This is a genomic window from Chloroflexota bacterium (assembly GCA_013152435.1).
Taxonomy (GTDB): domain Bacteria; phylum Chloroflexota; class Anaerolineae; order DUEN01; family DUEN01; genus DUEN01.
The window spans coordinates 1-26,235 of the sequence record JAADGJ010000060.1 but is presented as its reverse complement, the minus strand read 5'-3'; the positions used below and the strand labels follow the sequence as shown (position 1 = coordinate 26,235).

Genomic DNA, 26,235 nt, shown 5'->3' with positions numbered 1-26,235 from the left:
AGCGATGGCGCAGGTGATCAATCTGGCGACGAGAGTGTGGCAGGAGCGAGTGATCTCCGAGAATCAGGCACGATTGTTCCGATACAAGCGGGCCTGGGATGCTTATTTCGGCCGCTTCCCCAAGCCGTTGAAGGTGCGCCAGGGGAAGCCGGACGACAACGTGATCGTGAATTATTGCCGCGTGGTGGCCGACCTGTCCGTGGCGTTCCTGTTCGGCCGAGAGCCACGCTTTGAGTTGGATGAGACGGCGGACACGGATGCGGAGGTGTGGCTACGTGACGCGTGGCGGTATAACCGCAAGATGATCTTGCTGCAGAAGATGGCGCTGAACGGGGCGGTCTGTGGCCATGTGTTCGTGAAGATTCTGCCTGGCGAGCCGTTCCCGAAGCTGATCAACCTGTCGCCGGAGTATGTGCACGTAATCACCGATCCGGAGGACATTGACCTGGTGGTGCGGTATGTGATCGAGTTTCCAGCAGTTTCGCCGGACGGAACGGCGATCACGCGGCGGCAGACGATTGAGCGAGTCGGCGAGTCAGCAAGTCAGCAAGGGCGCTGGCATATCACGGAGCAGGAGGCCAGGGGGAGCGGGCCGTATCGGACGCTTTCGGAGACGGATTGGCCGTGGCCGTGGCCGCCGATCGTGGATTGCCAGAATCTGCCGAGCCCGAATGAGTACTATGGCATCGCCGACATTGAGGAGGATCTGGTTGACATAAACGAGTCGATCAATTTCGTGCTGAGCAACATGGCACGGATCATCCGCTATCATGCACACCCGAAGACGTGGGGGCGGGGGTTTGACGCCCGGCAGTTGCAGATCGCGGTGGATGAGACGATCGTGTTGCCGGGTGAGGATGCGGAGCTGCGTAATTTGGAGATGGAGAGTGATCTGGAGTCGAGCATACGGCTGTATGAGCGGCTGCGTGAGGCGTTGCATGAGGTGAGCCGGACACCTGAGGTGGCCACCGGTAAGCTGGAGCGGGCCGGGGCGCTCTCCGGCGTGGCACTGCAGATCTTGTATCAGCCGCTGATCGACAAGATCGAGGCGAAGCGGCTGACATATGGGGAGATGTTGGTGGAATTGAACCGGCGGCTGTTGGAGATGGGCGGCTTCGGGCCGGACAACGTGGTGACGATCCACTGGCCGGAGCTTTTGCCCAAGGATGTGATGGCCGAGCGGCAGGCGGCGCTGATTGATCAGCAGTTGGGTGTGTCGCAGGATACGATTCTGCAGCGGCTGGGGTTTGATCCGGAGCTGGAGCGGCAGAAGCGGGAGTTGAGTTCGGCGGATATGGCGGAGAGGATGTTAGAGGCGTTCAATAGGGGTGAATAGTGAATAGCGAATAGCGAATGGCGAATAGCGAATGGCGAGGATGAGTGATCTGGAGCGGGCGGTCAACCGGTTCCGGCGGGAGTTGTTGCAAAACGAGCGGCGGGCGGCTGGGGAGATGGTGCGATACTATGGCGAGGTCTGGCGCACGGTCTCGGTCCGGCTGGATGCGTTGCAGAGGCAGATCGCCGAGGCGAGGGAGGCCGGGGAGGAGGTGAGCCCGGCGTGGCTGTTCCGGCAGCGGCGGTTGGAGTCGCTGCGGGTTCAGGTGGAGGCGGAGCTGCGGCGCTTCGCCGAGTTCGCCGATGGGATGATCCGCAGGCAGCAGGAGGAGGCGATCCGGGCGGCGCAGGATCATGCGGAGCAGTTGGTGCTGATGCAGTTGCCGGATCAGGTGGCTGCGGTTGTGCGGTGGGATCGGCTGCCGCAGGAGGCGATTTACAGCATGGTGGGCACGCTGCAGGACGGCTCGCCGTTGCGGGAGCTGCTGATGGAGTTGGGGGCGGAGGTGGGGCAGGGGGGGGCGGATGCGCTGGTCACCGGGTTGGCGACGGGGATGAATCCCCAGCAGACGGCTCGGTTGGTGCGAAAGCGATTTGGCATGGGGCTGGCGAGGGCGCTACGGATCGCACGGACGGAGACGTTGCGGGCGTATCGGTATGCAACTCATCGGAGCTATCGTGCCAATTCCAGGATCCTTAAGGGGTGGGTCTGGCATGCTGAGTTGGGGCCACGGACGTGCCCGGCCTGCATTGCGATGCATGGGACGTTTCATCGGTTGGATGAGACGCTGGATGACCACCCGAACGGTCGGTGTACACCTGTGCCAGTGACGAAGGGTTGGCGTGAGCTGGGGGAGGAGTTTGGTGTTGATTGGGGAGGGATCCCGGAGACACAGGTGAAGGTTCGCCCGGGCGTAGAGTGGTTCGCCGAGCAGACGGAGGATGTGCAGCGACGGATTTTGGGGTCTGCGGCGTTTGAGGCCTGGCGAGCGGGGACGGTACGGCTGGAGGATTTCGTCGGCAGGCGGTCGGATCCGCGCTGGGGGACGATGCGGTATGCTCGTAGTTTGCGGCAGATCATCGGTGAGGGTGAGGCAAAGCGGTGGCGATCTGCAATCAGTAGTTGATCTGAGCGGAATTTGTGGTATAATTTAGCTGACAAGTGGATACTATGGCTCGCAGCGGGCCAGCGCTGCGCCGGGACAGCCCGGCGGGAAGCGCTGGCCTTTTTGCGTTGTATGGGGTGGCGATGGCGATCAGCGATAAGCCGTGGGGACAGCTTCAGGAGAGTGACTATACGCTGGCGCAGTGGCACCGGGCGTGTCTGATTCACTTGCATGATGGCTCGCCGACGGCGAAGAGCCAGTGTAAGTTGCCGGTGCGGGAGCCGGATGGGACGCTAAACCGCAATGGTGTCCATGCGGCAGCGGCGGCGTTGGCGGGCGCCCGTGGGGGTGTGAAGGCACCTCCGGAGCAGAGGCGGAAGGCGGCGCGGGCCCTGGTTCGGCTCTACAGGCGAGAGCTGAAGGAGGACCCGCCCGAATCGATCCTTAGAATCGCAGGAATGAGGTGAGACGATGAAAGACGAGGTGATGGGCCAGGAGCCCAACGTTGGCCAGGGGCCGGACGAGTCAGCGAATCAGCGAGTGAGCGAGTCAGCGAATGAGCGAGTCGGCGAGATGGAGGGCCAGGGGCCCGAGGCCGAGGGCCAGGAGCCCGAGGCGCAGACGTTCGATGCGGAGTATGTGAGGAAGTTGAGGGCTGAGGCGGCCCAGTATCGCAAGCGCCTGCGAGAGCTGGAGAGGACGCTGGAGGAGAAGGAGGAGGCGGAGCTTTCGGAGCAGGAGCGGTTGCAGCGCCGGGTGGCGGAGTATGAAGCCCGGCTGGCGGAGCTGGAGCGGGAGCGCCAGGAGCGCACGCTGCAGTACGAGGTGAAGCTGCGGGCTTCGCAGATGGGGATCGTGGATCCGGATGCGGCATGGCGATTGCTTGATCTGGCGTCCATCGAGTTCGATGAGGACGGTACGCCGCTGAACGTGGATCAGGCGCTGCAGGAGCTGGTGAAGGCGAAGCCGTATCTTCGTGGCCAGCCTGCAGCGGCCGGGGTGAGCCCAACGAATCCACCTAGGCGACAACAGGTTTTCACTCGGTCGCAGCTCCGGGATCCGAAGTTCTATGCGGAGCACAAGGATGAGATCATGCAGGCGCTTCGAGAGGGAAGGATCGTTGACGATGAGGGAGGTTAGTGAGCAATGGCTAACGTAACGACTACGGTTGCGCAGTACTTCATTCCGGAGATCTGGGCGCAGCGGGCGCTGGAGGTGCTGCGTTCCAATATCGTCCTGGCGAGACTGGTGACCAAGGATAGCGACGTGGCGGCGTTCCAGGTGGGTGACATCCTGCATATCCCGTATCCGGGCACGTTCACGGCCAACGACAAGGCTGCGGATACGGCGGTGACGCTGCAGACGCCATCCGGCGGATCTGAGGTGCAGGTGCAGCTGAACAAGCATAAGGAAGTCTCCTTCCTGGTGGAGGATGTGGTGCGGGCGCAGGCGAACCAGGATGTGATGGATCGGTACGTCCAGTCCGCCGCCATCGCTCTGGCAGAGCAGATCGAGACCGATCTGTTTGCGCTGTATGCGAGTCTGACGAACAGCGTGGGCACCTCTGGGACGGACATTACGGCTTCCACGGTGCGCAGCGCTCGCAAGACGATGAACGACAACAAGGTGCCGCAGAACGATCGGCATCTCATCATCTCCAGCAAGGATGAGATCGCTCTGCTGGGTGATTCCAACCTGGCCAGCTACTTTGCTTTCAACCGGGTTGGGATCCCAGACGGGGCCATCGGGCGGCTGTATGGCTTCACAATCTGGATGAGCCAGCTGGTGCCGGTGGTGACGGGGACGCCGAACAGCACGAAGAATCTGGCGATCCATCCGGAGGCGTTCATCCTGGCGATGCGGGGTTTGCCGGAGCCGCCGCCGAACACGGGAGCTCGGGCGGCCACGATCCGGGATCCGGAGAGCGGTCTGGTGCTGCGCATCCTGTACGCGTACAACCCCAATTATCTGGGCGTTCAGGTGACGATGGACGTGTTGTATGGCGTGAAGGTGCTGCGGGATGCGGCCGGCGTGGTGGTGTTGAGCTAGCCGTTAGCGGTCAGCAGGTAGCAGTTAGCGGTCGGCTAATGGCTACCAGCTAACTGCTGCCTGCTGTATACGGGGGTGAGTGATGGCGTTCGTGGTGAATCCGGGGGGTGCAGTGCGACATGTGCCGGATGGGTGGGTGGATGGGTTGACGGCGCAGGGGTTCCGTGTGGCAACGGGTAGCGAGGTAGTGGCCTGGTACCAGGCGCAGGGATTGGAGGTGCCGGATGCAGGAGATGACGCTGCTGGCGCTGGCGGCGAGAAGCGCGGACGTAACCGGAGACGCGGAGGACGTGGCCGATGATGTCCGTGAGATGGCCGTGTATCTCAACATCACGGCCGTCTCCGGTACGTCGCCGACGCTGGATGTGGTGGTGGAGGATTCGCCTGACGGCAGTGTGTGGGCCACGCTTGCCACGTTTTCCACGAAGACGGCTGTGGGCGTGGATGTGGTGCGTGCCAATCGGTTGGGGCGATATGTGCGAGCAAGGGCGACGATCGGGGGGACGACCCCGAGTTTCACGTTTGAGGTGAAGGCGATAGGGCGGTAGGCGATGGCACGCACGACGATGGCCGATCTGATCACCAGGCTGCGGCGGTTGATCAACGATTCGGGTACCAGCCAGACGTGGACGGATGATGAGCTGCAGGATTTTCTGGATGCTCGCAGGTTGGATGTGCGTCGTGCCCGGTTGCGTCCTGAGACGACGTGGGCGGCTGGCACGGTGACGTATACGGACTACTATGCCGACTACGGCGATTGGGAGAGCGATGCCGTACTGGAGGATGCGGATGGGGATGATCTGACGCCATCTTCCAGCGACTGGCTCACCGGGCACTGGACGTTCGCCGACCAGGATCCGCCGGTGTTCATCACGGGGAAGTCGTATGATCTTTACGCTGCGGCTGCGGATGTGCTTGAGGCGTGGGCGGCGAAGGTAGCGCTGGAGTTCGATTTCGACGCCGATGGTGGGCGGTTCCGGCGCAGCCAGAAGCGGGAGGCGCTGTTGGAGCTGGCGAAGCGCTATCGGCGTAGGTCTAGGCCGCAGGTGGCGGTGATGGTGAGAAATGACGTGTAGCGGAGAGCGTGAAGCGAGGAGTGTGTAGCGATGGGCGGGAAGCCGTTCTGGAAGAGTAGGACGTTTTGGTTCAACTTGCTGGCGTTGTTGGTGACGGTAGCGACGGCGTTCGGGTACGGCGATTTCGAGCCGTCGCCGGAGGTGCAACAGTGGGCGCTGGTGGTAGTGACGGTGATTAACCTGGCGCTCCGGTTCATGACGAAGCAGCCTATCACGAGGTGAGATGATGCCGGAGTGGATCAGCGGCTTGTCAACATTCGGGTTTGGGGCGGTGATGGCCGTCCTCATCTTTGTGGCCTACGAGCGGCTGGTGCGTGAGGTGGTGTCGGTCGTGCAGTCGAATACGAAGGCGATGCAGGAGTTGTCCGGCTTGATTACGGAGTTGAGTGATCGGGTGACGGCGCTGGAGAATAGGTGGGAGCGGTGATGTTATCGGCTAGCGATCTGGCTGCGATGAGGGAGGCACAGGATGCGGCGTTGCCGGATACGTGCACGATCCGGCGCAAGACGCTGGTGTCGGATGGAATGGGGGGCTACACGGAGACGTGGAGCGACCTGGCGACGGGGGTGAAGTGCCGGATCGCGACGTCACGCTACCGACCGGAGGAAGCGGCGATTGCGGAGAAGTTCACCGGACGCACATTGTGGATGCTGACGCTGCCAGCCGGGACGGATGTTACGAATGAGGATCGTGTGGTGCTTTCCGGTACGACGTATGAGGTGGTCGGTGTTTTGTCGGCCGGGAGTTGGGAGATGTGCAGGCGTGTGTTAGTGGTGGAGGTTTCGTGATGGCGAGGGGGAGGGCAAACATTCGGATCGTGTTTAACCGGTTCCCTGAGATCGCCCGCCGGGCGCCTGAGACGACCAGGGCGGCTGTGGCGAAGGCGGCGCATGATATCGAGGCGCATGCGAAGATGGTGGTTCCCGTGGATACGGGGAATCTGAAGAACAGTATTCATACGGTGATCGAGGCGGATGGGTTCCGGGGGGTAGTGGCGACGGGTGTGGAGTATGCGCCTTATGTGGAGTATGGGACGCGTCGGATGGGGGCTAAGCCGTATATGACGCCTGCGGCGGAGAGGGTGCGCCCGGAGTTCATTGAGGCGATGAAGCGGATCGCGAAGGTGTGATCATTGAGGTATTAACGTGAATCAGGTGGATCAGGCGATCTATGAGGCGCTGACGAGTGATGCGGCGCTGATGGCGAAGGTGACGGGAGTGTATAACGCTCTGGCGCCGTCGTCCGTCTCTACACCCTTTGTGGTGTTTCAGGAGCAGGCCGGGACGGATGCTTATACGTTGCGCCGGCGTATGCTGCGATCGCTGCTGTATCAGGTCAAGTGCGTGGATCGGGGCGGGTCGGCGAAGACGGCGGGCGAGGTGTATGACCTGATCGATGGGGTTTTGCACGATGCGAGCCTCAGCGTCGCGGGGTACGCGACGCTGTATGTCCGTCGGGAGTCGGATGTGAAGTACACGGAGGTGGTGGATGGGGTGCAGTACTGGCATGTGGGCGGGCTCTATCGTGTGATCGTATCACCGTTATAGGGAGGTGGTGATGTGAGCTTTGGGCACGGTTCTCAGGCGAAGGTCTACGCCAACGGTTATGATCTGTCGAGCTATCTGAGCCAGTTCAGTGCCAGCGGCTCGGCGGATACGGCGGAGGTGACGACTTTCGGGAAGTCTGCGAAGGTGTACATCGCCGGGTTGAAGGATGCGACCTTCTCCGGCGAGGGGTTCTACGACGGCGCCACGGATGCGGTGGATGCTGTTCTATCTGCGGCGCTGGGCGTGGACGATGTGGTGTGGGTGTGGCTGCCGCAGGGGGATGGCTTCGGCAACGATGGGTATGGGTTTGAGTGCATCGAGACGAGCTACGAGGTCAGTTCTCCCGTGGATGGGGCGACTACGGTAAGCGTGGAGGGGCAGTCGTCCAGCGGGATGGAGCGGTTGGATACGCTGCATGCCCTGGGAGCGGAGGCGGCTGCCGGGTCCGGGTCTGCGTTGGATAACGGTGCTTCCACGTCGAATGGTGGGTCGGCGTATCTCATCGTGACGGCGGTTCCCGGTACTCCAGCCACGGTGACTGTGGAGCATAGCCCGGATAACGTGACGTGGAGTACGCTGGCGACGTTCTCGGCGGTCAGCGGTCGTTCCGGGCAGCGTGTGGAGATCAGCGGCACGATCGATCGGTATGTGCGGGTTTCGTGGGATCAGCCCTGCACGTTCTGGGCGGGGATTCATCGAGACTGATGACATGGATAGGAGGTTTTGACGATGGCTTTCTCACATGGTTCGAATGCGGTGTTCAAGATCGATGATTCTGGCGGGACTCTGACGGACATCAGTTCGTATGTGACCAGTGTGAGTTTCCCGGAGTCGGCGGATACGGCGGAGGTGACGACGCTGGGCAAGAGCAGCAAGGTGTACATCGCCGGTCTGAAGGATGCGACGATCAGTATCGAGGGGGTCTATGATCCGACGGTGGACAGCCTGCTCAACGGCATTTTGGGGGCCAGCTCTACGTCGTCCTTTGAGTATGGGCCGGCCGGTAGCAGCACGGGGTCTCCGAAGTACACGGGTGAGTGCATTTGTACGTCGTACGAGGTGACCACCGGCGTGGACGGGGCTGCTACGTTCTCGGCGGAGTTCCAGGTGTCCGATAGCATCACCCGCGGCACGTACTAAGAGCGAGTCAGCGAGTGGGCGAATCAGCGAATCAGCGAGTGAGCGAGTTGGCGGGAGGTGACATGGCTGGTAGGGTGAAGATTCTGTCTGTGGAGCAGGTGCTGGAGGCTCCGGATCTGGAGGAGCGTGTGATCGAGGTGCCGGAGTGGGGCGGCGCCGTTCGCATTCGATCGTTTTCCAAGGCAACTCAGCAGGAGCTGCGAAAGAAGGCGACGGTGAAGGGGGAGATCGACGGCGACCGGCTGGAGATGTTGATGTTCATCCACGGTGTGGTTGATCCAGCCTTCACGGAGGAGCACTACGAGTTGCTCAGGAAGAAGTCCGCAGGGGCAATCGATCGTGTGCTGCGGGCGATCCTGGAGCTTTCCGGCCTGACGAGGGAGGCGGTGGAGGAAGCGAAGCGTTCCTTTCCTGAAGAATCCTGATTTGATGTTTGAGTTTGCGCTGGCGGAGCGGTTGGGAATGACGGTAGCCGAGCTCCGCCAGCGCATGAGTACGGCTGAGTTCACGTATTGGGTGGCGCTGGAGCAGTTGCGGGAGCACGAGCGGAAGCGAGAGCGCAAGAGGGCAGAGCAGCGTGCCCGGGCACGGCGTGCGATCAGGAGGCGGTAGGTGGCTCTAGGCTCTGAAGCGGCCCGGCTGTTCGTGTCGGTTGGGGCGGATATAGGCGAGTTTCAGCGGGAGATGGCTCGGGCCGACAACGGAATCCGAAAGTTCGCTGGCGTAGGTAAGGCGGCACTCATCGGCGCAACGGCGACGATGGGGGCCGCCATCGTCGGTTTTGGGATGAAGAGTTCTCAAGTGGCGGCGGATTTCGAAGCACAGATGAATGTGCTAGCGGTGGCGGCGCGTTCTTCGGGGACGGCGCTGGGAGATCTGCGACAGGCAGCGGTTGCGGTTGGTGCGGATACGGAGTTGGTTGGGATCAGCGCCAGCGAGGCGGCCGATGCGATGACGAATTTCTACAAGGCCGGGCTGAACACGAAGCAGATCTTTGGGGATCTGCAGGGGTATTTGGAGGGCACGACGTCGCTCTCGGGGGCGTTGCGTGCGGCGGTTGACCTGGCGGCTGCGAGCGAGCTGGATCTGGCGCAGGCGTCGGATGTGGTCGCCGTTTCTATGGCAACATTTAACCTCAGTGCTGAGCAAGCCACACAGATCGCCAACAACTTTGTGGGTGCTGCCGACGCATCCGTGGCATCCGTTGCTGATCTGGCAGAGGCTTTACAAAATGTGGGCCCGACGTCAGCGGCAATGGGGCTGTCGCTGGAGGAAACGAATACGGCGCTGGCAATTTTGAGTACGCGAGGCATTCGGGGAGCGGAAGCGGGCACGGCTCTGAAGTCGATGTTCGCCAATCTGCTGTCACCGACGAAGAAGACCCAGGAGGCGTTGCTGGAATTGGGTGTCTCCCTGTTTGATGCCCAGGGGAAGATGTTACCCATGCGGGATATCATCGCCCAGCTTTCCACCTCCTTTGCAGGCCTCACGGATAAGCAGAAGCAGCAATATGCTCAGACGTTGGCTGGCACATACGGCATGAAGGCGTTGCAGACGCTGTTGGCTGAGGGCGTACAGGGTTGGGATGACATGACACAGGCGATCGCCAATGCAGCAACGGCGCAGGAGGTGGCAAATGCTCGGACAAAAGGGCTCTCGGCGGCATGGGAGCAGTTACAGGGTTCGCTGGAGGCGTTGATGATTAACGTGGGCACGCCGTTGATTGAGAATTTCCTGACACCGATGGTGCAAAGGTTGACGGAATGGATCGGCGTGCTTGCAGAGGCTGTGCCTAGCAGCGATCAGCTGCGAGATGCTTTGGTGCGATTCCGTGATGAGGTTGGCTCCCTGCTGAGCACATTATCTCCAGTTATAGAGCAGATAGGGAGTTGGTTTGGGACGGTAATCCCGCAGGCGGTAGAAATTTTACGAACTGGATGGGAAACGGCATGGACTGGAATGCAGGCGGTCGTGTCGACGGCTCAGCAGATGATAGGGCCATTGGTGGAGACGATTCGCGGGTGGCTGCAGGAGGCGATTCCGCAGGCAGTAGATGTGCTGTTTGGTGTATGGCAGGAGGTTTGGGGGGTGCTAGCCCCGCGTGTACAGCAGGCTGTGGAGGTGATGGCTCCGCTGGTTGAGCAGATCAGGGGATGGCTTGGGAGTGTACTGCCGGCTGCGGTGGGGATATGGCAGTCAGCATTTGAGACAGTATGGGGCGCGGTTGGCCAGGTAGTGGCGAGCGTGTGGGAGGGGATGGCGCCTACGCTAGAGGCGATGCTGTCTTTTTTGGAGACAACGATCCCAACGGCACTGGCTGCGTTGCAAGGCATCTGGGAAAGTGTGTGGCCTGCTGTTCAGGCTGCGTTATCGACGGCCTGGACAACGATTCAGAGCGTGTTGGCTGAAGCTAAGGTGTGGCTGGAGGCCAACCTTCCGACGGCTTTGTCGGTCTTGCAGGAGCAATGGAATGTGGCATGGGGTGGGCTCCAGAATGCGCTGCAGAGCACATGGTCGGCCATGCAGCCTGTTCTGGAGCAGATACGGAGTTGGTTTTCCCAAGAGGGTCTGGCTTCTTCGGTGATTCAGACGCAAACGATGTTCTCGGAAGCTGTTGGTAGGATGCAGGAGGTATGGGGGCTACTGGCGGAGTATTTCGGCCCCACGGTTGATCGGATCATTACGGCGTTTCAGGATATGATCGCCGAGTTTGCGAAGATGGGGCCAGAGTTCCAGGCGTTATGGGAGGCTGCCAGACCTGTCCTAGAACCGTTGGCAAAGCTGCTAGGTACTACCCTGGTGATAGCAGTGAAGCTGTTTGGCGAGACACTAGCGGCGATTATGGGGGCCGTGCCAACAGTTGTCGGATCGGTGGTACGGTCTGCCACGGTCTTCTTTACTACGCTGCGTACTGTGTTTGAGGAGGTGGTAGCCGCGATCAAGGCTCTGATCGAAGGAGATTACAGTGTCGCTTTAGAGCATGCAAAGCAGGCGATTAAAGCGATGGCTGATGGAGCGATCGCAATTCTCGGCAATTTCCTGAAGATGGAAACAGCTATCATCACCAGTCTGTTTCAGGCAATCGTCAACACGTTCGCCGATCTTCCTGGTGAGGCAGGACAGAAGTTCCAGGAGATGTATGATGCGGCCAAGATCAAGATGGACAATCTTCTGGCGACTGTGCGCCAGATGCTGTACAACGTTAGGTCCGCCATTAGCAATTTTAGCTTACATGGGGTAGGTGCTGCATTGATTGACAGCATGATCAGCGGTGTAAAGAGTAAAGCAGCGGCGTTAGCGTCTGCAGCCAAGGGGGTCGTCTCTAGTGCGATCAGTGCAGCTAAGGCGGCGTTGGGTATGCACTCGCCATCAAGAGTTTTCATAGAGATTGGCGAGAACACGATGCTTGGATTTGCGATTGGGATCAAGAGGGGGGCAAAGAGGGTTCGAGATGCACTCAGCGTGTCGTTGAAGGTATCCTCTACTGATGATGTGAGTGCATTCAGTGAAATCGTAGAGGCTCTTGATAAGGCCGTTGATAACCTTGTGGGCATGCAGGATGCGCTTCGTCGCTGGCGGTTGTCTCCCGGATGGTACCGGCGGGCGAGGGAAGTGTTTGAGGCGGCGATGAGGATGATGGATCTTGTGGTGGAAACTGCGGATGCGTATGTGGGCGATGGGTTGAAGAAGGCGAGGATTCTGATAGAGGCCGTGCCAAAGGTGGTAGATGCGATCGGTGGTGTGGTGTCATATCTGGACGATCTGAGGCGGTTCCGTGCGCCTACGTATGTGCGTCGTACGACTCGTGAGATCGTGGAGTTTGCTGGATGGTTGATCGATGCCGTGTCCGCAATGGCGCGAGATTTCAGTGAGATGGGGCTTGCCGCGTCCAGGAAGTTTATGGCTGCTGTGGGTGATATGGTGAGTGGGCTTGGGGATGCGCTGGATCTGCTGGGTAGGCTTCGATTCTATGTGAACGTCCGAGGTACGGGGAACATTCGTAGGTTCATGAGGGATGTGCAGGGGGTGGTGTTTGCGATCAGGAATTGGGTTTTGCGGCAGTTCCCGCATCTGTCCACGAGTCTGATCGATGCCTGGGGGAATGCGATCGGTTCGCTGGCGGATGGCTTGGGAAGTGCCCTCGATTTGCTTGGCGGATTGCACGAGTATGTGAATGTCCGTGGGACAGGGAACATTCGTAGGTTCATGAGGGATGTGCAGGGATTGGTGTTTGCGATCAGGAATTGGGTTTTGCAGCAGTTCCCTCGCCTGTCCACGGAGTTGATCGACGCGTGGGGTGGGGCCATAGGGTCTCTTGCGGGTGGACTTGGGAGTGCACTGGATCTGTTGGGTGGTCTGCATGAGTATGTGAATGTTCGTGGAACTGGGAATATCCGGAGGTTCATGAGGGATGTGCAGGGATTGATGTTTGCGTTCCGTAATTGGATTCTGTCTCAGTTCCAGCGAATGTCTACGGATCTGATGGAGCAGTGGGGAGGGGCAATTGGTTCGCTGGCGGATGGTTTGGGGAGCACGCTGGATCTGTTGCGTGGTCTGGTGACGTATGTTGCTCCCAGCGAGGCGGCGATTGCTGCGTTCATGGATGGTGTGCGCCAGGTGGTGGCCAGGGCGTATCAGTTTGTGGTTACGCAGTTGAGTAATGAGGTTTTGGATACGGTAGGCGCCTTTGGGGAGGCGCTGGGGTCGTTGGCGAGCGGGTTGGGGGATATGCTGCGACTTTTCCAGGATCTGATGGATACGAATTTGGCCGGCTGGTTGGCCGGGCCGAATGGTGGTGTGGTGGGAAGCGCTTTCGACAGGCAGTTGCAGGCGTTCAATCTGGCGCTGTTGCGTGCGATCAACTCCTGGCGGGATTGGATTATCAATACGTTGGATCCGCAGGCGGCGGAGTTGGTGGCCAATTTCTCCGATGTCTTACAGCGGATCGTGGGCGGGTTCCAGGCTGCGCTGAGCTTCCTGTCCGATCTTGGTGGTACGACGATGCCAACGTTGGATCAGATCCAGGCGTTTATGCAGGCCGTGTTGGATCTATTCAGGGCGTTTGCAGATGCGCTGGGGGATCAGGCTGCTTCATTCTACGAAGCCGGGGCGGCGATGATGAGAGGTTTGGCCCGTGGATTGGCGGACTTTGCCCTGTATCCATCAGTGCCTGGGTCAGTGGCGCAGATCGCCCAGCAGGCTGGCCAGGCGATTGGGCAAGGATTGGCCACGGGAATGAGCGATGCTCTTGACGAGGTCACGAATGAGGCGGCGATAATGGCCCGGGAGGCAGCCAAGATGGCGCAGCATGAGTTGGGTGTGTCGTCGCCGTCCAGGGTGTTTGTAGAGATAGGCCGGGCGCTTCCGGAGGGGCTGGCGCTGGGCATCAGGCAGCGCATGGGGGCTGCCAGCCAGGCGTTGCGTGATCTGATGCCTGGAAGCGGAATGCCCGCGTTTGCGCTGGCCGGCGGCGGATACGGTGGGAATGTGTACAACGTGGATGTTCACGTCCAGGGCGGCGATCGGGATAGCGCCGAGGCGTTGGCGAGGGCGATCGTGAGAGAGATGGTGCAGGCAGGGGTGAGGTTGCGGTAAGCCGCCGATAGCAGGGAGCAGGTAGCGGGGAGCGCGAGGCGATGGCGTTGACGGTGACGGTTGGTGGTGTCGACCGCACGGCGAATGTGGTTTATGAGAGCCTGGAGATCCGGCGGACGCTGGGGGAGGTTACGGATTCGTGCCGGCTGGAGTTTTATGGCTTCACGCCGTCGGCGTGGCAGGAGATTGTGATCCAGGATGGGACAACGAAGTTGTTCGCCGGGTACATTGTCAGTGTGAAGCGGGATATCGTGGCGGGCACGGGGACGATTTATGTGGCGGAGTGCGAGGATTATTCGCTACTGTTCCGCACGAAGCTCGTGGACGAGCATTATCTGAACCAAACGGATCAGGCGATCATCCAGGATCTCATCAGCACGTATCTGGGGGCTGAGGGGTTCACGACGACGAGCGTGGCGTCCTCGGGCACGATCGAGAGCGTGAGCTTTAATAACGTCACGCTCTACGAGGCGATGCAGAAGATCGCCGATCTCACTGGGTATGTGTGGTATGTGGATCCGAACAAGGACGTGCACTACCACGGCGAGTCGGCGACGGCGGCTCCGTTTGGGCTGAGCGACAGCCCGGACAATGTGACGACGTTTGGTTATCTGGAGGATTCGTGGCAGTTCGAGGAGGACGCCAGCGATATTCGCAACCGGATCACGGTGCGAGGAGGGATCAGGGCAAGCGATCCGGTTACGGAGAGTTTCAGCGGTGATGGAACGACGACGATGTTCAGGCTCACGAATCGGCCGGTGCGGTCGGTGGTGAGCGTGGAGGTGGATGGCGCGGCGCAATCTGTTGGGACGGATTTTGTGGATTCGTCCGGATACGACGTGTATGTGAATTACGTGGATGGGGTGTTGCGGTTTGCGACAGCACCAGCGGCTGGGACGAGCAACATTGAGGTGGTGTATACGTACGATGTGCATGTGACGGCGCAGCGGAGCGATTCGTCGAGTTACACGAAGTTTGGGCGCTGGTTCGACTACATCGTGGAGGATAAGACGATTACGAGCCAGACGAAGGCGGAAGCTTTGGCGGATGCGCTGCTGGCGCAGTATGCAGATAGTCGGTATAGCGGCCGGCTGGTCACGCTGGAGCAGGGTCTGGAGCCGGGGCAGTACGTGAGCATCGTCAACTCTGTGGCCGGGGTGAGCGGATCGTTTTTGATTACGGATGTGGTCACCCGGATGATTGAGGGTAACCTGGCGTATGAGATACGGTTTGGTGACCGGAGTCCCGGCATTGGGCAGGTTCTGGCGGGTGTGGTGTCCGGGCGAGCCGGTACAGGCGGGGCTGGCGGGACGGGTGGTGGTGGCGGGGCCGGTGTGGCCTATGATTTGCCGCCGGCTGCTGGAGGTGTGCGAGCGCTGTCAGAGACGGGCTATCAGGTGGTGTTCAGTGCAGCGCAGGCGAACGGCGTGGAGTTCGTGGAGCACTCCACGAACTCTGTGCTGGCCTACATGAAGGCGAAGCGCTTCTTTGACACGGTCGTGCTGTATATCCAGGCGGAGCCCGTGGCAAGCCCATATACCGGCACGATTTATCTGAGCACGCTCGACTCGACAGGTGCCACCTATGCCCAACTGGGCGTTAATGGTAGCTGGCAAGTTCAGGGAAATTACATTCTCAATGTAACGTCGGCGAGCAGTAGCGGGATCTCGCTTGCAATTGGTGACTCTGGCGTTGACAGCAACATTACTCTATACGGACAATCGCTCGCTGTAGCGAATGATGCGACCGACGTGCCGCTCACGGTCAAAGGGGCTGCGAGTCAGACGGCGAATCTGCAGGAGTGGCAGGATAGCGCGGGAACCGTATTGGCTGCTGTAGATGCAAACGGCAGATGGGGGGTGGGTATTGGATCGCCCGTCATGCTAGCTCACATCTCAAAGAGCTATACGGCCCCAACGGCTGGTTTGGATACAACGAACGGCGTCTTGCTCATCACCAACACGGCCGGTAGCGCGGTTGTCCAGTTCATCGGATCAACCGTCGGATCACTCGTTTACAAATTTGGTGATACCGACAATGCAGACATGGGGCGGATTCAATACTCCAATGCATCAGACGCCATGTTCTTCTACACGGCCGGGGCGGAGAGGGTGCGGATTGATTCGGCCGGTAGAGTTGGAATAAACACAGCTCCAACAGTGATATTAGAGGTTAATAGCGGAGGGTTGGCTCAAAACGCAATATTCACAAGCGCATACTCAACATATATCACAGTGTCGACGACGGGAGTTGATAAATCTCCATCAATCCGGATTGAAAATGATGCTCGGAAGTGGGGTTTTGTCGTAGACGGTGCTGACAATGATAGTCTGAAAATACGCGATTTCAACCTGGGCTCTGATCGATTGACTATTACATCTGCGGGAGATATCGGTGCCGATACTACATCTCCAGCCGGTAAATTTGACCTTAACGGCGATCTCGTGCTAAGGGAAATGACGACGCCATCTGCATCCCCAGCGGATGCACTGCGACTATTCGCACGTGATGATGGTACTGGCAAGACACAATTGTGCGTCATTTGGGACGATGGATCTGTCACGACGCTAGCGACGCAACCGTGAGGTGAGAGATGGGAAGGAACGGCACGCTTGCTCCTGAAGAGGCGAGAGCACTGTTGGAGCAAGAAAGGCAGTCCCGGGCGCGGCGTTGCCTGGAGAAGATCCAAGAGGTGTTGAACGAGGAGCGATGCCGCATGGAAGTATATGTGATTCTGAGACCGGGAACGATAGAGCCAAGGGTGGAGATTGTGCCCATAGATTAACGATGGTTGGCGATTTGTTGTCGGAACGGGAGCTCGAGGTTGCGCTTCTGGCCGTGTGCGGGTTGACCGATCTGGAGATTGCTCTGCGTCTGGGTGTGTCTGCCAGCACAGTACACAACACGATGTCGGCTGTGTACAGAAAAACAGGGGCTGGAAGTCGACCGCAGTTGGCGCTGATGATGGTTGCTGATGGTACGATTACACCCCGGGAGGCTGGTCAGTTGCTTGTGCTGTCTGGTGTGATGAGCAGGAGGAGTGCATGATGTGGAAGTTTGTTTCTTTGCTGGTGGTTCTTGTGCTTGTGTTGGCGATGGGGTTCGCTGCCAGTGCGCAGGATGGCCAGGATGGGCAGAAAACGGTAGCTTGTTGTGTTGGCGATGTGAATGGTGACGCGAGGGTAGATATCCTGGACTTCAGTACGCTTGCTATGGCGTATGGCAGCACGTGTGGGGATACCAGATACAATCCGGCAGCCGATCTGTGGCCGAATGTTCCGGACTGTGAGGTGAATGAGCAGGATTTCCGGGTGGTTCAGTTGTTCTTCAATACGAGGTGTGAATAGGGTGGTGGGTGGTGGTGGCGCCACCCCACCACCCTGGCCATGGGTGGTAGTGAACTATTAACAGGGAGTCGTTAGCTGTCAGTAGGGGACTACTGAGCCAGCCAGCGTCTGCCGGTGAGAGCCTGTAGTGCCTGAGCAGCTGTGGGGTAATCCTTGAGGTTCAGATGCCAGCGTTTTGACCCCTTGTCATATGTGGCGACCGGCGGCGATCCTGCGATGCCGAATTTCTCACCCGGGTTTGCCAGCCGGTAGCGGATCTCTGTGTACAGGCCGCCTAGGGCTCTGCGCCCGAACGGACACTCTTTGTCATTGGGTAAGTAGCCATCTGGTCCAGCGACACGATAAGCGTCGAGCACAGCGTCGATTAGAGCCTGCTCAGATATATCCCATAGTGTTCCGCCGTCGAGCGGCGATGTGGCCGATGCCGTGAGCGCCTTGGCTGCGATCTCGTGTCGCTCAATCTCAAGCTGCGCCCGTGCCATGCTGACGGACTTCTGGATGCTGAGTTGGGCCATTGCTTCCTCGTGTCTATTGCGCTCTTTTTGGGCTTCCAGGCGATACATCATGAGCGCATAGGCGAGCTGTGAGAGGGTGAGCGAAGAGCCGATCGTGTAGAGCACAGTCCAGGCCGGTAGCACTAGAACGGCCGTGGCGATGGAGGCGAATCCGCCGGCCCACAGGCCGATGGCGATCAGAATTGGCGGCACGAACAGGCGGAAGGCCTCGCGTGTCAAGGGAGGCACAATGAGGACTGTGCCATCTGTGTTGTTGGCCCCGGGTGTGGGGTGGATGGTTTTGTAGCGTTGCATAGGGAAAGCCCCCAGTCTCACCGCTGGGGGCTTTGGCATGAGGGCTGTGTTGTGCTATGATGGCGCCGGCCTCGCCGCTGCCCCAACAGCGGGAGGTCAGGCGGCCGTCGGTGTGTGCGCACCGGCGGTCGCCGCTTTTGTGCGATCATAGCACATACGTGCGATAGCGTCAAGCGCTATCGCATGTTGTCAACCGGGCTGGCCAGTCGGTGTGCTTCTATAAGGTCATCTTTTGCGAGGGCGAGATACCGCTGGGCCATTTGCAGATCTGCATGGCCCAGTATGGCTCGCAGGTGATGCACATCCATGCCGTTCCTGAGCGCCCAAATGGCGAATGTGCGCCGGAAGCGATGGGGGCCGACAGGCCAGACGCCCGCCTGTCGGCCTCGTCGCCTCATGGCCTGGAACAGGCCGCTAACGGTGAGACGCTTCCCTGTGCGACCAATCCACATTGGGGCGTGTGGGAGCAGATGGCCTCGGGTCGCCAGATACCGCACCAGCGCCTTTCTCGCCAGTGCACCGACGTGCACGTAGCGATCCTTACCCCCCTTACCGTGTACGGTGATCGTGCCATCACCGTCTATGTCTCCAACGTTCAGATTCACGAACTCAGCTGCTCGCAGCCCTGTGTCGAGCAGGCAGAGGATGATCGCTTTGTCCCTTAAGCCATACCAGTCTTGGCCACATGCAGCCAGCAGCTTCCGGATATCATCCTCGCTGAACGGCGGATGGATGCGTTGCTCGAGCCTGGGCATGGAGACTTTGTGCATAGGGCTGGCTTCCAGGATGCCCTCCGACACCAGGAAGTTGAGGAATGTCTTAATCGGCCTGGCGAAGCTGTGAACGGTGGTATCTTTGAGGCCTCTGCGCTCGAGTGTGACCAGGAATTGACGGATGTGATGGGGGGTTATTGCTTGTGGGTGTTGGACGCCTTGATCTTCCAGGAAGGCAAGGAAGCGTGAGAGGTTGTATCGGTAGAATTCGATGGTGCGCCGGGTGTGATGGCTGGCCTCCTGGTGGAGGAGGAACATGTCGAGGCATGTGGGGAGTGGGATAAGCTGAATGTCTCCAGGCATGCAAAAGCCCTCCAACTTTGTGCCGAACCACAACATCTAGTCGGCACATGGAGGGCATGCACTACATCTCGCGTAAGGAGCGGGTGATGGGACTCGAACCCACGACATTCAGCTTGGGAAGCTGACGTTCTACCACTGAACTACACCCGCTTCGCATATAATTATACTCACCTCTGGGCGGATGTCAAGCGTGAATTTGTGGTTCTGTTGCCTCACTGGGGGGCGGCGTCAGTTCCAGCTCCAATGGCTGATCGGTGGGCACCCGGTTGATCTCCTCATCGCCGTGGGCGGCCTGTGCCTGTATCCACAGCCGGCTTCCCAGATGCACCCCCAACACCTCGAAAGGAACGGCCACCTCCAGCACGGATTCCCCCGTCGCCGTGGGCAGTGAGCGCCCATTCATAGTGGCGTCCGTCTGGTCCGGCTGCCATGCGAGGGTGTGCTCTTGTCCTGCCGCGTCACGGATCTGCACCGTCAGGCGCAGCCCTGTCAGCGGCTCAATGGTCTCTAGCCTCAGGTAGAGATTCTCCGCATCGTAGGCGACGCGCAGGGCCCGCAAGCCGCTGCCGGCCTGCTGCATGGCCCCTGTGGAGGCCACCGCTTGCACATGGATCGCCTCCCCCCATTCCTGCGAGGGATCCGGCAGGGCTTGCAGCCGGGGGGTGATGTATTGAGGCTGGATAGGAGGCTGCTCCGGGGAGCCGGCCTCGGCCGGGATCGGCCGCATCAGGATCTCGGGGACGGGCTGTCCCAGCGCCCGATAGACGTTGGCCAGGTGATTCCGGAACAGCTCGTCGAAAAGCGCATCCTGGTCGGATGTGTTGCGCTCCGAGTACCACCAGAACCAGTCGCTCCCCTCGGCGGTGTAGATCGCCTGCCAGGCGCGTTGGCGAGCTTCGGCCGATAACTCGGGGTGGGCGGCCTGGAAAGAGGTCAGAAACGCCCGGGTGTCACGCAGGAGAGACCAGGCCTGGATATGGCCGGGATCTCCTATCCAGGTCGTGAGGTCCCCGTTGATCCACGATCCGGTCGTCACGCGGGCCAGCATGTTGTGTGGGGGATTCATCTCCAGATATTCGCTGACCGTCACCGTCCGCAGGTCCGGATCCTCCTGCAGGCGGCGGTAGAGGCTGTGGAGGAAGATGTCACCGTTGTGCTCGTATGCCTCCCAGCAGTTCTCGCCGTCCAGGATGATGGAGACCAGGTAAGGCTGCGTATCGGGCAGCCGGTGCCGGATGATCTGCAGGCGCACGATGAAATCCTCCGCCGCCTGTTCCCCGGGCAGGTGCTGATAGACGAACCCGATCCGATCGGACAGGACGTGATCCCGGAAGATCATGACCGGCCCAGGCTGATTATCGATCATGATGATGTAGGGCTGGTAGAGGAGATGGGGGGTGGTGACGGTATCCTGGGCGTCACGCTGGAACCAGCGGCCCAGACAGCGGCCCAGCACGGCCTCATCGGAGGCCAGCCAGCGGAATCCGGCTGCGCCGATCTCCTCTACGGCCTCCTGGGATACAGCGCCCTCCGAGGGCCACAGCCCGACGGGGCGGCTCCCGAAGGCTCGCTCGTGGTGTTCGATCGCCATTTGGAGCTGGACGGCCGCATCCTCCCGGGCCTGAAATGGCGGCTGTGGCACGGGGAGCCCCGGGGTGGGGCGCCGGGCGTGGGTACTGTCGATCAGCAGGGGCAGGATCGGGTGAGAATAAGGCGAAGCGGTGAGTTCGATCTGTCCGCGCTCCGCCAGCTCGCGGTAAAGAGGCACCACGTGGGCGCACGTCTCTCGATGGTAGTCGATGATGTACTCCAGATCCTCGACGGTGAAATCCCGTCCCTTCTCCACTAGCCGCCGCAACGATTCGTCCTGTTCCAGGCGGTTGGGATCCGTCCACGCGAGCTGGAACCACGCCAGGATATCCCGATATTCTTGATCGTTGAATGCCTGCAGATCGTTGGGCGCGGCCTCATGGCGTTCCAGAAGGGCCCAATAGGGGGGATAGCGGTGGATGATCCTGTCTCGATGGGCGCTGAAGCCGAGGTTGCGGATGTACGCTCGCTCTTCGTCCGTCCACGTGGGCTGCCGGCTGAGGCGCATGATGTGGTCCTCCGCGATCCCCGCCCCATATGCCTCCAGCTGCTCGACCAGCACGGGGGTGAAGTTCACCGTCGCGTGGATATGGGGATACTGCGCCAGAACCTCGGCCATGTGCAGATAATCTTTGGCCGCGTGCAGACGGACCCACGGGAGGCAGATGATCCCCGTGGTGGGATCACGGTAATCCGGTTGGTGCATGTGCCAGACGAAGGCGATGTAGAGCGGATGCGTCAACCGTCCCTCCCTGGCTCCGAGGGCTCTTGATGGGAGTGGGTGAGGTACACCTCCTCAGGTAATCGCGTGCCGCGTGTTGTGTAGGGAACGCTCAATCCTTACTCCGTAGATGGGGGAAGAGGATGACCTCCCGAATGGAGGACTTATCGGTCAGAAGCATCGTGAGTCGATCGATCCCCATGCCGAAGCCGCCGTTGGGGGGCATGCCGTATCGCTGCGCCAGCAGGTAATCCTCGTCCAGGGGATGAGCTTCCTCGTCCCCTGGGGCGTATAGCTTCTGCATCTCCAGGAAGCGCTGTTCCTGGTCGAGGGGGTCATTCAGCTCCGTGAAGGCGTTGCCCAGCTCCATGCCGCCGATGAAGAGCTCGAAACGTTCCACGTGTGAGGGATCATCTGGCTTCTTCTTTGCCAGCGGTGAGATGTCCCTGGGGTAGTCCAGGACGAAGGTGGGCTGGATCAGATGGGGCTCCACCTGGCTGCTCAGGAGGTAGTCGACCAGTTTGCCCCATGTGGCTTTGGGCTGCGGGTCAAAGCCACGATCCCGCATGACCGCTGCCAGCTCATCCGCCGTGGGGTGCTGTGCGTAATCGATCCCCGTGCGCTCGCGGATTGCTTCGCGTAGCGTCACGCGTCGCCAGGGAGGGGACAGGTCGATCTCGTGGCCCTGGTATTGTAGACGGGGGGATCCCAGCACCTCTTGCACTACGTAGGCGACCATCTCCTCGACTAGGGGCATGAGCTTCTCGTAGTCAGCATATGCCCAGTAGAACTCCAATTGGGTGAATTCGGGGTTGTGCTTGAAGGAGATCCCCTCGTTGCGGAAGTCTCGGCCGATCTCGTAGACCTTTTCGTAGCCGCCTACCAGCAGGCGTTTCAGGTAGAGCTCAAAGGAGATGCGCAGGTAGAGATCCTGGTCGAGCTGGTTGTGGTGGGTGATGAAGGGGCGTGCGGCTGCGCCGCCGTAAACCGGCTGTAGGATGGGCGTCTCCACCTCCAGAAACCCCCGGTCATCCAGGAAACGGCGCAGGGCCTGGACCGCTCGCGCCCGGGTGATGAACACCTGGCGCACCTCGGGATTGACCATGAGATCGACGTATCGGTGCCGATAGCGGGTCTCCACGTCACGAAGCCCGTGCCACTTGTCCGGCAGAGGGAGCAGCGCCTTCGCCAGCAGGCGGATCTTCTGCACCTGGACGGTGACCTCTCCCGTTCGGGTGCGGAACACGGGCCCGGTCACCTCGACGAAATCCCCGAGATCGAGATCCTTTCGGAAGAAGTTGTAGAGTTCGTCTCCTACCACATCCCGGCGGATGTAGAACTGGATTCGGCCACTGCCGTCCTCGATGTGAGCGAAGGAGGCTTTCCCCATCACACGCATGGACATCAGCCGACCGGCCACGGTGACGGGTTGGTCCTCGCCGAGTTGGCCCGCTTCAAATGCGGCGATGGCCTCGGCGGCCGTGTGCGTTCGATGAGCTCGAGGCGGATACGGATCGATGCCCGCCTCTCGCAGGCGCTCCAGCTTCTGTCGTCGCACGACCTCTTGCTCGGTCAGTGGCTCGCTCATGTTGCTCTCCTGGGATGTGGCGATTTGCAGGCATGATAACGCGACCCGAGAGCCGGGTCGCGTGGGTGGAATCGGCCTGTGTGGGGCCGCTAAGCGATCTCTACCACCTCGAAGTGCAGGACGCCGCCGGGGGTTTGTACGGTGATCTTATCGCCGACGCGACGGCCGAGCAGCGCTTTGCCCAGCGGCGATACGTTGCTGATCTTACCATTGGCTGGATCTACCTCGGCGGAGCCGACGATTTGGTACGTCTCCAGCTCGTTCCCGTCAACCTCCTTGATCGTGACGGAGGAGCCCAACTGCACTTCGTGAGTGCTGCCGCTCTCTTCGATGATGATCGCCTTGCGCAGCATGGCCTCGATGGTTTTGATACGTCCTTCGACGAAGGCCTGTTCGTTTTTCGCCTCGTCGTATCCTGCGTTCTCGGAGATATCTCCGTCCGCTTTGGCGTCGTGGATATGTTGAGCGACCTGGGGTCGGCGCACATTGCGGAGGTAGTCCAGCTCTTCTTGCAGCTTTTTGAAACCTTCTGGAGTGAGATAAACCTGTTCTTCGGCCATGGCGCTTTGCCTTTCGTCACCGTGTAGGATTTTACCGGATATGGAGTACAAAAAAGGGTACCTGAGGGATGTAAGGATTCGCTCCCAGGCCCCTGGCAGGACAGGATACCGGCAAACAAAAGGGCTGGAAGATCGCCCTTGGGTGGTGATCACCAGCTTGAACCAATTATAGCGCAAAGTAGTAAAATTGTAAAGCTCACGCGAGCGCTAATGATGTATGCTTTCGGGAGGACGCGTTACCGGTAATAAAGTCCGTTTGACAATATGCTCGTTTACCTATAAAATATATTAACCTCCGTTTAGTCGTTCATGAAAGGGGTTTGCTCAATGCGACAGATTACTAGCTTCCGCAGCAAGAAAGAGTTGGTGTATGACTCCTTACGTGATGCGATCCTGGCCGGTGATTTGCCGCCGGGAACTCGCCTGATCATTGATGATCTGGCCTCTCAGCTCGGCGTGAGCCAGATCCCGATCCGAGAGGCGTTGCAGCAGCTCCAGGCCGATGGGTTCGTGGAGATCAAGCCCTATGTGGGTGCCACGGTCACCGAGGTGCACACGGGGCTGGTCACTGAGGTCTTTGAGCTCCTGGAGGCGATGGAGATCATCAGCGGGCGTGCGGCCTGCCAGCGGATGAGCGATGAGGATCTGCAGGAGCTGGAGGAGCGTCTGCGCCGCATGGACGATCTCCTGGACGATCTGGATCAGTGGTCGGAGGCGAATATCCAGCTGCACCAGTTCATCTGTGAGAAGGCGGGCACCCCGCTGGTGGGCGCTCTGATGAGCAAGGTCGTCGATCACTGGGAGCGCTTGCGGCGCCTCTATCTCAGCGACGTCTTCGCCAGGCGGGTGCGAGAGGCTCAGGAGCAGCACTGGCGTATGCTGGACGCCTTGCGCGCCAGGGACCCGGATCTGCTGGAGCGCCTGGTGCGTGTGCACAATCGAACGGCGTTGGAAGCTTATGCGGATCGTATGGGCAAGACGGAGGTAGCCGAGCAGGAGCCCGGCGTCGCGTGAACCCGACCTGCGTTGGATCTCGTCGAGCGGGATCGGCACCGATTCCTGGCTGCGTGGACCTCCCGGTGTCGGTCTGTGGGCGCCGCGCTTCTCCTGGGCTCGCTCGGCGATGCTCCTGGTTTTACCTGTCTGCTTCTCTTTCCTCACGATGGGATCTACGCGCCACATAGGGTGTTGAAGTCCTGGGCTTGATGCCTACAAGATAAGAGCTGATGAGACCTCTGAGGGTCGCCTGAGTCCCCGGCGGCTGCGCGTGCGACCTCCCCGGGGATGAGGTAGGGGCTTTCTTATATTCCGCTGTGGTCGTGTGAGGTGGCGACGCATAAGTCACCACCGGCCGGGCGTGAGCCGCACGCATCCGGCGGGGGAGTACGCCGATCTGTTCGAGCGAGGAGACCCGATGGCCGGTCGCAAGGACATCGATCACAAGTGTCGGGAGGCGCTGGCGTTTGCCGGGCGGCAATTGCGGCATCTGGTCGAGACATATCCCGATTACTTCCCCATGTACACGGTAAACGGGAAGTGGAAGCATGAGGGGGAGGCGTGGACCAATTGGTGCGAGGGCTTCCTGGGGGGGCAGCTGTGGTTGCTGTATGAACACACGAAGGATCCATGGTGGCGAGAGAAGGCCGAGCATTACTCACGGCTCATCGAGCATCGGAAGACGGATCGCACCGTGCACGACCTCGGGTTCCTCTTCTGGCCCACCTGGAAGCGGTGGTACGACCTCACCGGCGATGAGGCGATCCATCGGGTGGTGATCGAGGCCGGACGCACGCTGGCCTTGCGCTTTCAGGGGAAGGGTGGATATCTCTGCTCCTTCGTTGCGGAGAACAGCTTGTTCATCGACATCATGATGAACGTGGGCATCATCTTCTATGCCGCTCAGCAGACCCATGACGCCGATCTGTGGGATGTCGCTTATCGCCATTCGCTCACGACACGCCGCACGCTGGTGCGCGGCGATGGCAGCACGGCTCATGAGGGCATCTTCGATACGGAGACGGGGGAGTTCCTGCGCCAGAGCACCCACCAGGGCTGGCGGGGGGACTCCGCATGGGCCCGTGGCCTGGCGTGGGCGCTGTATGGGTTCGGCACGGTGTACACGTTCACCCGGGATCCCCGGTTCCTGGCCACCGCCGAGGCCTGTGCGAACTACTATATCGAGCGCACCCCGGCTCATGGCATCCCGCCCAATGATTGGGACGAGCCGGACCCCGCGCTGCCGTATGAGAGCTCCGCAGCCGCCATCGCCGCCAGTGGCATGTGGAACCTGGCCAAACTGACCGGCGACCCCGCCCGGGCGCATCTGTATCGGGAGTATGCCCTGGGCATCCTGGACACGTTAACGGAGCCCGAGTTCCTTGCCGTGGACACGCCGGGGTGGGAGGGGATCCTCAAGCATGGCATTTACCATCAGCGCAAGGGGTTGGGCGTGGATGAGAGCGTGATGTGGGGGGATTATTTCTTTGTAGAGGCGATCAGCAAGGTGATCCACGATGGGTGATGGACGGTCTGAGGTGGGCGATCGCCGGGTGGCGCTGGTGACGGGGGGAGGGCGAGGCATCGGCCGGGGCATCGCGGTGGCCCTCGCCCGGCACGGATGGGATCTGGTCGTCAACTACCGGGGCAACGCCGAGGCTGCTTCCGAGACAGTGTGCCTGATCGAGCGGGCGGGCGG

General features: G+C 60.3%; 28 protein-coding genes and 1 tRNA gene. 23 read left to right on the top strand and 6 right to left on the bottom strand.

Annotation, left to right across the window (positions count from 1 at the left end; translation table 11 throughout):
• Positions 1-4: 4 nt before the first annotated feature.
• The 20 genes from GXP39_07980 to GXP39_07885 all read left to right on the top strand — a co-directional run bounded on the left by GXP39_07980 (position 5) and on the right by GXP39_07885 (position 17,196).
• Positions 5-1,336 (top strand): phage portal protein, encoded by a 1,332-nt coding sequence (locus GXP39_07980; GenBank protein NOZ27974.1) that lies wholly within the window; start codon positions 5-7, stop codon positions 1,334-1,336.
• A gap of 31 nt (positions 1,337-1,367) precedes the next feature.
• Positions 1,368-2,462, top strand: coding sequence for a hypothetical protein (locus GXP39_07975; GenBank protein NOZ27973.1), 1,095 nt, complete (start codon positions 1,368-1,370; stop codon positions 2,460-2,462).
• A gap of 116 nt (positions 2,463-2,578) precedes the next feature.
• Entirely contained in the window at positions 2,579-2,908 is a 330-nt protein-coding gene (locus tag GXP39_07970; GenBank protein NOZ27972.1) for a hypothetical protein, read from the top strand.
• Between the two features lie 4 nt (positions 2,909-2,912).
• Positions 2,913-3,581, top strand: coding sequence for a hypothetical protein (locus tag GXP39_07965; protein ID NOZ27971.1), 669 nt, complete (start codon positions 2,913-2,915; stop codon positions 3,579-3,581).
• Positions 3,582-3,587: 6 nt separating this feature from the next.
• Entirely contained in the window at positions 3,588-4,490 is a 903-nt protein-coding gene (locus GXP39_07960; GenBank protein NOZ27970.1) for a hypothetical protein, read from the top strand.
• 224 nt (positions 4,491-4,714) lie between these two features.
• The gene (locus tag GXP39_07955; GenBank protein NOZ27969.1) at positions 4,715-5,038 is read left to right on the top strand and encodes a hypothetical protein; all 324 of its coding nucleotides are present in this window, start codon (positions 4,715-4,717) and stop codon (positions 5,036-5,038) included.
• A 3-nt stretch (positions 5,039-5,041) separates the two neighbouring features.
• Positions 5,042-5,566, top strand: coding sequence for a hypothetical protein (locus tag GXP39_07950; GenBank protein NOZ27968.1), 525 nt, complete (start codon positions 5,042-5,044; stop codon positions 5,564-5,566).
• 75 nt (positions 5,567-5,641) lie between these two features.
• Positions 5,642-5,788 (top strand): hypothetical protein, encoded by a 147-nt coding sequence (locus GXP39_07945; GenBank protein NOZ27967.1) that lies wholly within the window; start codon positions 5,642-5,644, stop codon positions 5,786-5,788.
• Between the two features lies 1 nt (position 5,789).
• Positions 5,790-5,993 (top strand): hypothetical protein, encoded by a 204-nt coding sequence (locus GXP39_07940; GenBank protein ID NOZ27966.1) that lies wholly within the window; start codon positions 5,790-5,792, stop codon positions 5,991-5,993.
• Positions 5,990-6,355 (top strand): head-tail adaptor protein, encoded by a 366-nt coding sequence (locus GXP39_07935; protein NOZ27965.1) that lies wholly within the window; start codon positions 5,990-5,992, stop codon positions 6,353-6,355. The genes GXP39_07940 and GXP39_07935 overlap by 4 nt, the downstream gene beginning before the upstream one ends.
• A complete protein-coding gene (locus GXP39_07930; GenBank protein NOZ27964.1) occupies positions 6,355-6,696 on the top strand; it encodes an HK97 gp10 family phage protein in 342 nt (113 codons plus the stop codon). Before GXP39_07935 ends, GXP39_07930 begins: the two co-directional genes overlap by 1 nt.
• A 16-nt stretch (positions 6,697-6,712) precedes the next feature.
• Positions 6,713-7,114, top strand: a complete 402-nt coding sequence (locus GXP39_07925) for a DUF3168 domain-containing protein (protein ID NOZ27963.1) — start codon at positions 6,713-6,715, stop codon at positions 7,112-7,114.
• Between the two features lie 12 nt (positions 7,115-7,126).
• Positions 7,127-7,819, top strand: coding sequence for a hypothetical protein (locus GXP39_07920; GenBank protein NOZ27962.1), 693 nt, complete (start codon positions 7,127-7,129; stop codon positions 7,817-7,819).
• A gap of 24 nt (positions 7,820-7,843) precedes the next feature.
• Positions 7,844-8,254: a hypothetical protein gene (locus GXP39_07915; GenBank protein NOZ27961.1), complete on the top strand. Its 411-nt coding sequence runs from the start codon at positions 7,844-7,846 to the stop codon at positions 8,252-8,254.
• A 62-nt stretch (positions 8,255-8,316) separates the two neighbouring features.
• Positions 8,317-8,679, top strand: a complete 363-nt coding sequence (locus GXP39_07910) for a hypothetical protein (GenBank protein NOZ27960.1) — start codon at positions 8,317-8,319, stop codon at positions 8,677-8,679.
• A 1-nt stretch (position 8,680) separates the two neighbouring features.
• Complete coding sequence (locus GXP39_07905) at positions 8,681-8,866, top strand: hypothetical protein (GenBank protein ID NOZ27959.1); 186 nt, start codon at positions 8,681-8,683, stop codon at positions 8,864-8,866.
• On the top strand, positions 8,867-13,849 hold the full coding sequence (locus tag GXP39_07900) for a phage tail tape measure protein (protein NOZ27958.1): 4,983 nt from the start codon (positions 8,867-8,869) through the stop codon (positions 13,847-13,849).
• Between the two features lie 41 nt (positions 13,850-13,890).
• Positions 13,891-16,434, top strand: coding sequence for a hypothetical protein (locus tag GXP39_07895; protein NOZ27957.1), 2,544 nt, complete (start codon positions 13,891-13,893; stop codon positions 16,432-16,434).
• 202 nt (positions 16,435-16,636) lie between these two features.
• Positions 16,637-16,897 (top strand): helix-turn-helix transcriptional regulator, encoded by a 261-nt coding sequence (locus tag GXP39_07890; GenBank protein NOZ27956.1) that lies wholly within the window; start codon positions 16,637-16,639, stop codon positions 16,895-16,897.
• The gene (locus tag GXP39_07885) at positions 16,894-17,196 is read left to right on the top strand and encodes a hypothetical protein (protein NOZ27955.1); all 303 of its coding nucleotides are present in this window, start codon (positions 16,894-16,896) and stop codon (positions 17,194-17,196) included. Before GXP39_07890 ends, GXP39_07885 begins: the two co-directional genes overlap by 4 nt.
• Before the next feature lie 89 nt (positions 17,197-17,285).
• On the opposite strand, the gene GXP39_07880 is transcribed toward GXP39_07885, so the two are convergent.
• The 6 genes from GXP39_07880 to greA all read right to left on the bottom strand — a co-directional run bounded on the left by GXP39_07880 (position 17,286) and on the right by greA (position 23,540).
• Positions 17,286-18,005, bottom strand: coding sequence for a hypothetical protein (locus GXP39_07880; GenBank protein ID NOZ27954.1), 720 nt, complete (start codon positions 18,003-18,005; stop codon positions 17,286-17,288).
• A 176-nt stretch (positions 18,006-18,181) separates the two neighbouring features.
• A complete protein-coding gene (locus tag GXP39_07875; protein NOZ27953.1) occupies positions 18,182-19,081 on the bottom strand; it encodes a tyrosine-type recombinase/integrase in 900 nt (299 codons plus the stop codon).
• A 78-nt stretch (positions 19,082-19,159) separates the two neighbouring features.
• Positions 19,160-19,231 (bottom strand) — tRNA-Gly (locus GXP39_07870).
• A gap of 34 nt (positions 19,232-19,265) precedes the next feature.
• Complete coding sequence (locus tag GXP39_07865; protein NOZ27952.1) at positions 19,266-21,413, bottom strand: glycoside hydrolase; 2,148 nt, start codon at positions 21,411-21,413, stop codon at positions 19,266-19,268.
• Between the two features lie 91 nt (positions 21,414-21,504).
• Entirely contained in the window at positions 21,505-22,980 is a 1,476-nt protein-coding gene (gene lysS, locus GXP39_07860) for a lysine--tRNA ligase (protein NOZ27951.1), read from the bottom strand.
• 89 nt (positions 22,981-23,069) lie between these two features.
• Entirely contained in the window at positions 23,070-23,540 is a 471-nt protein-coding gene (gene greA / locus GXP39_07855) for a transcription elongation factor GreA (GenBank protein ID NOZ27950.1), read from the bottom strand.
• Between the two features lie 327 nt (positions 23,541-23,867).
• Here greA and GXP39_07850 point away from each other — a divergent pair, with 327 nt between their 5' ends.
• The 3 genes from GXP39_07850 to GXP39_07840 form a co-directional block, all read left to right on the top strand.
• Entirely contained in the window at positions 23,868-24,554 is a 687-nt protein-coding gene (locus tag GXP39_07850) for a GntR family transcriptional regulator (protein NOZ27949.1), read from the top strand.
• A 400-nt stretch (positions 24,555-24,954) separates the two neighbouring features.
• Positions 24,955-26,061 carry a hypothetical protein gene (locus GXP39_07845; protein NOZ27948.1) on the top strand — a complete coding sequence of 369 codons (1,107 nt, stop codon included), beginning with the start codon at positions 24,955-24,957 and terminating at the stop codon, positions 26,059-26,061.
• Positions 26,054-26,235: SDR family NAD(P)-dependent oxidoreductase (locus GXP39_07840; protein ID NOZ27947.1), on the top strand; the 182-nt coding region annotated here is incomplete at its 3' end. The genes GXP39_07845 and GXP39_07840, both read left to right, overlap by 8 nt.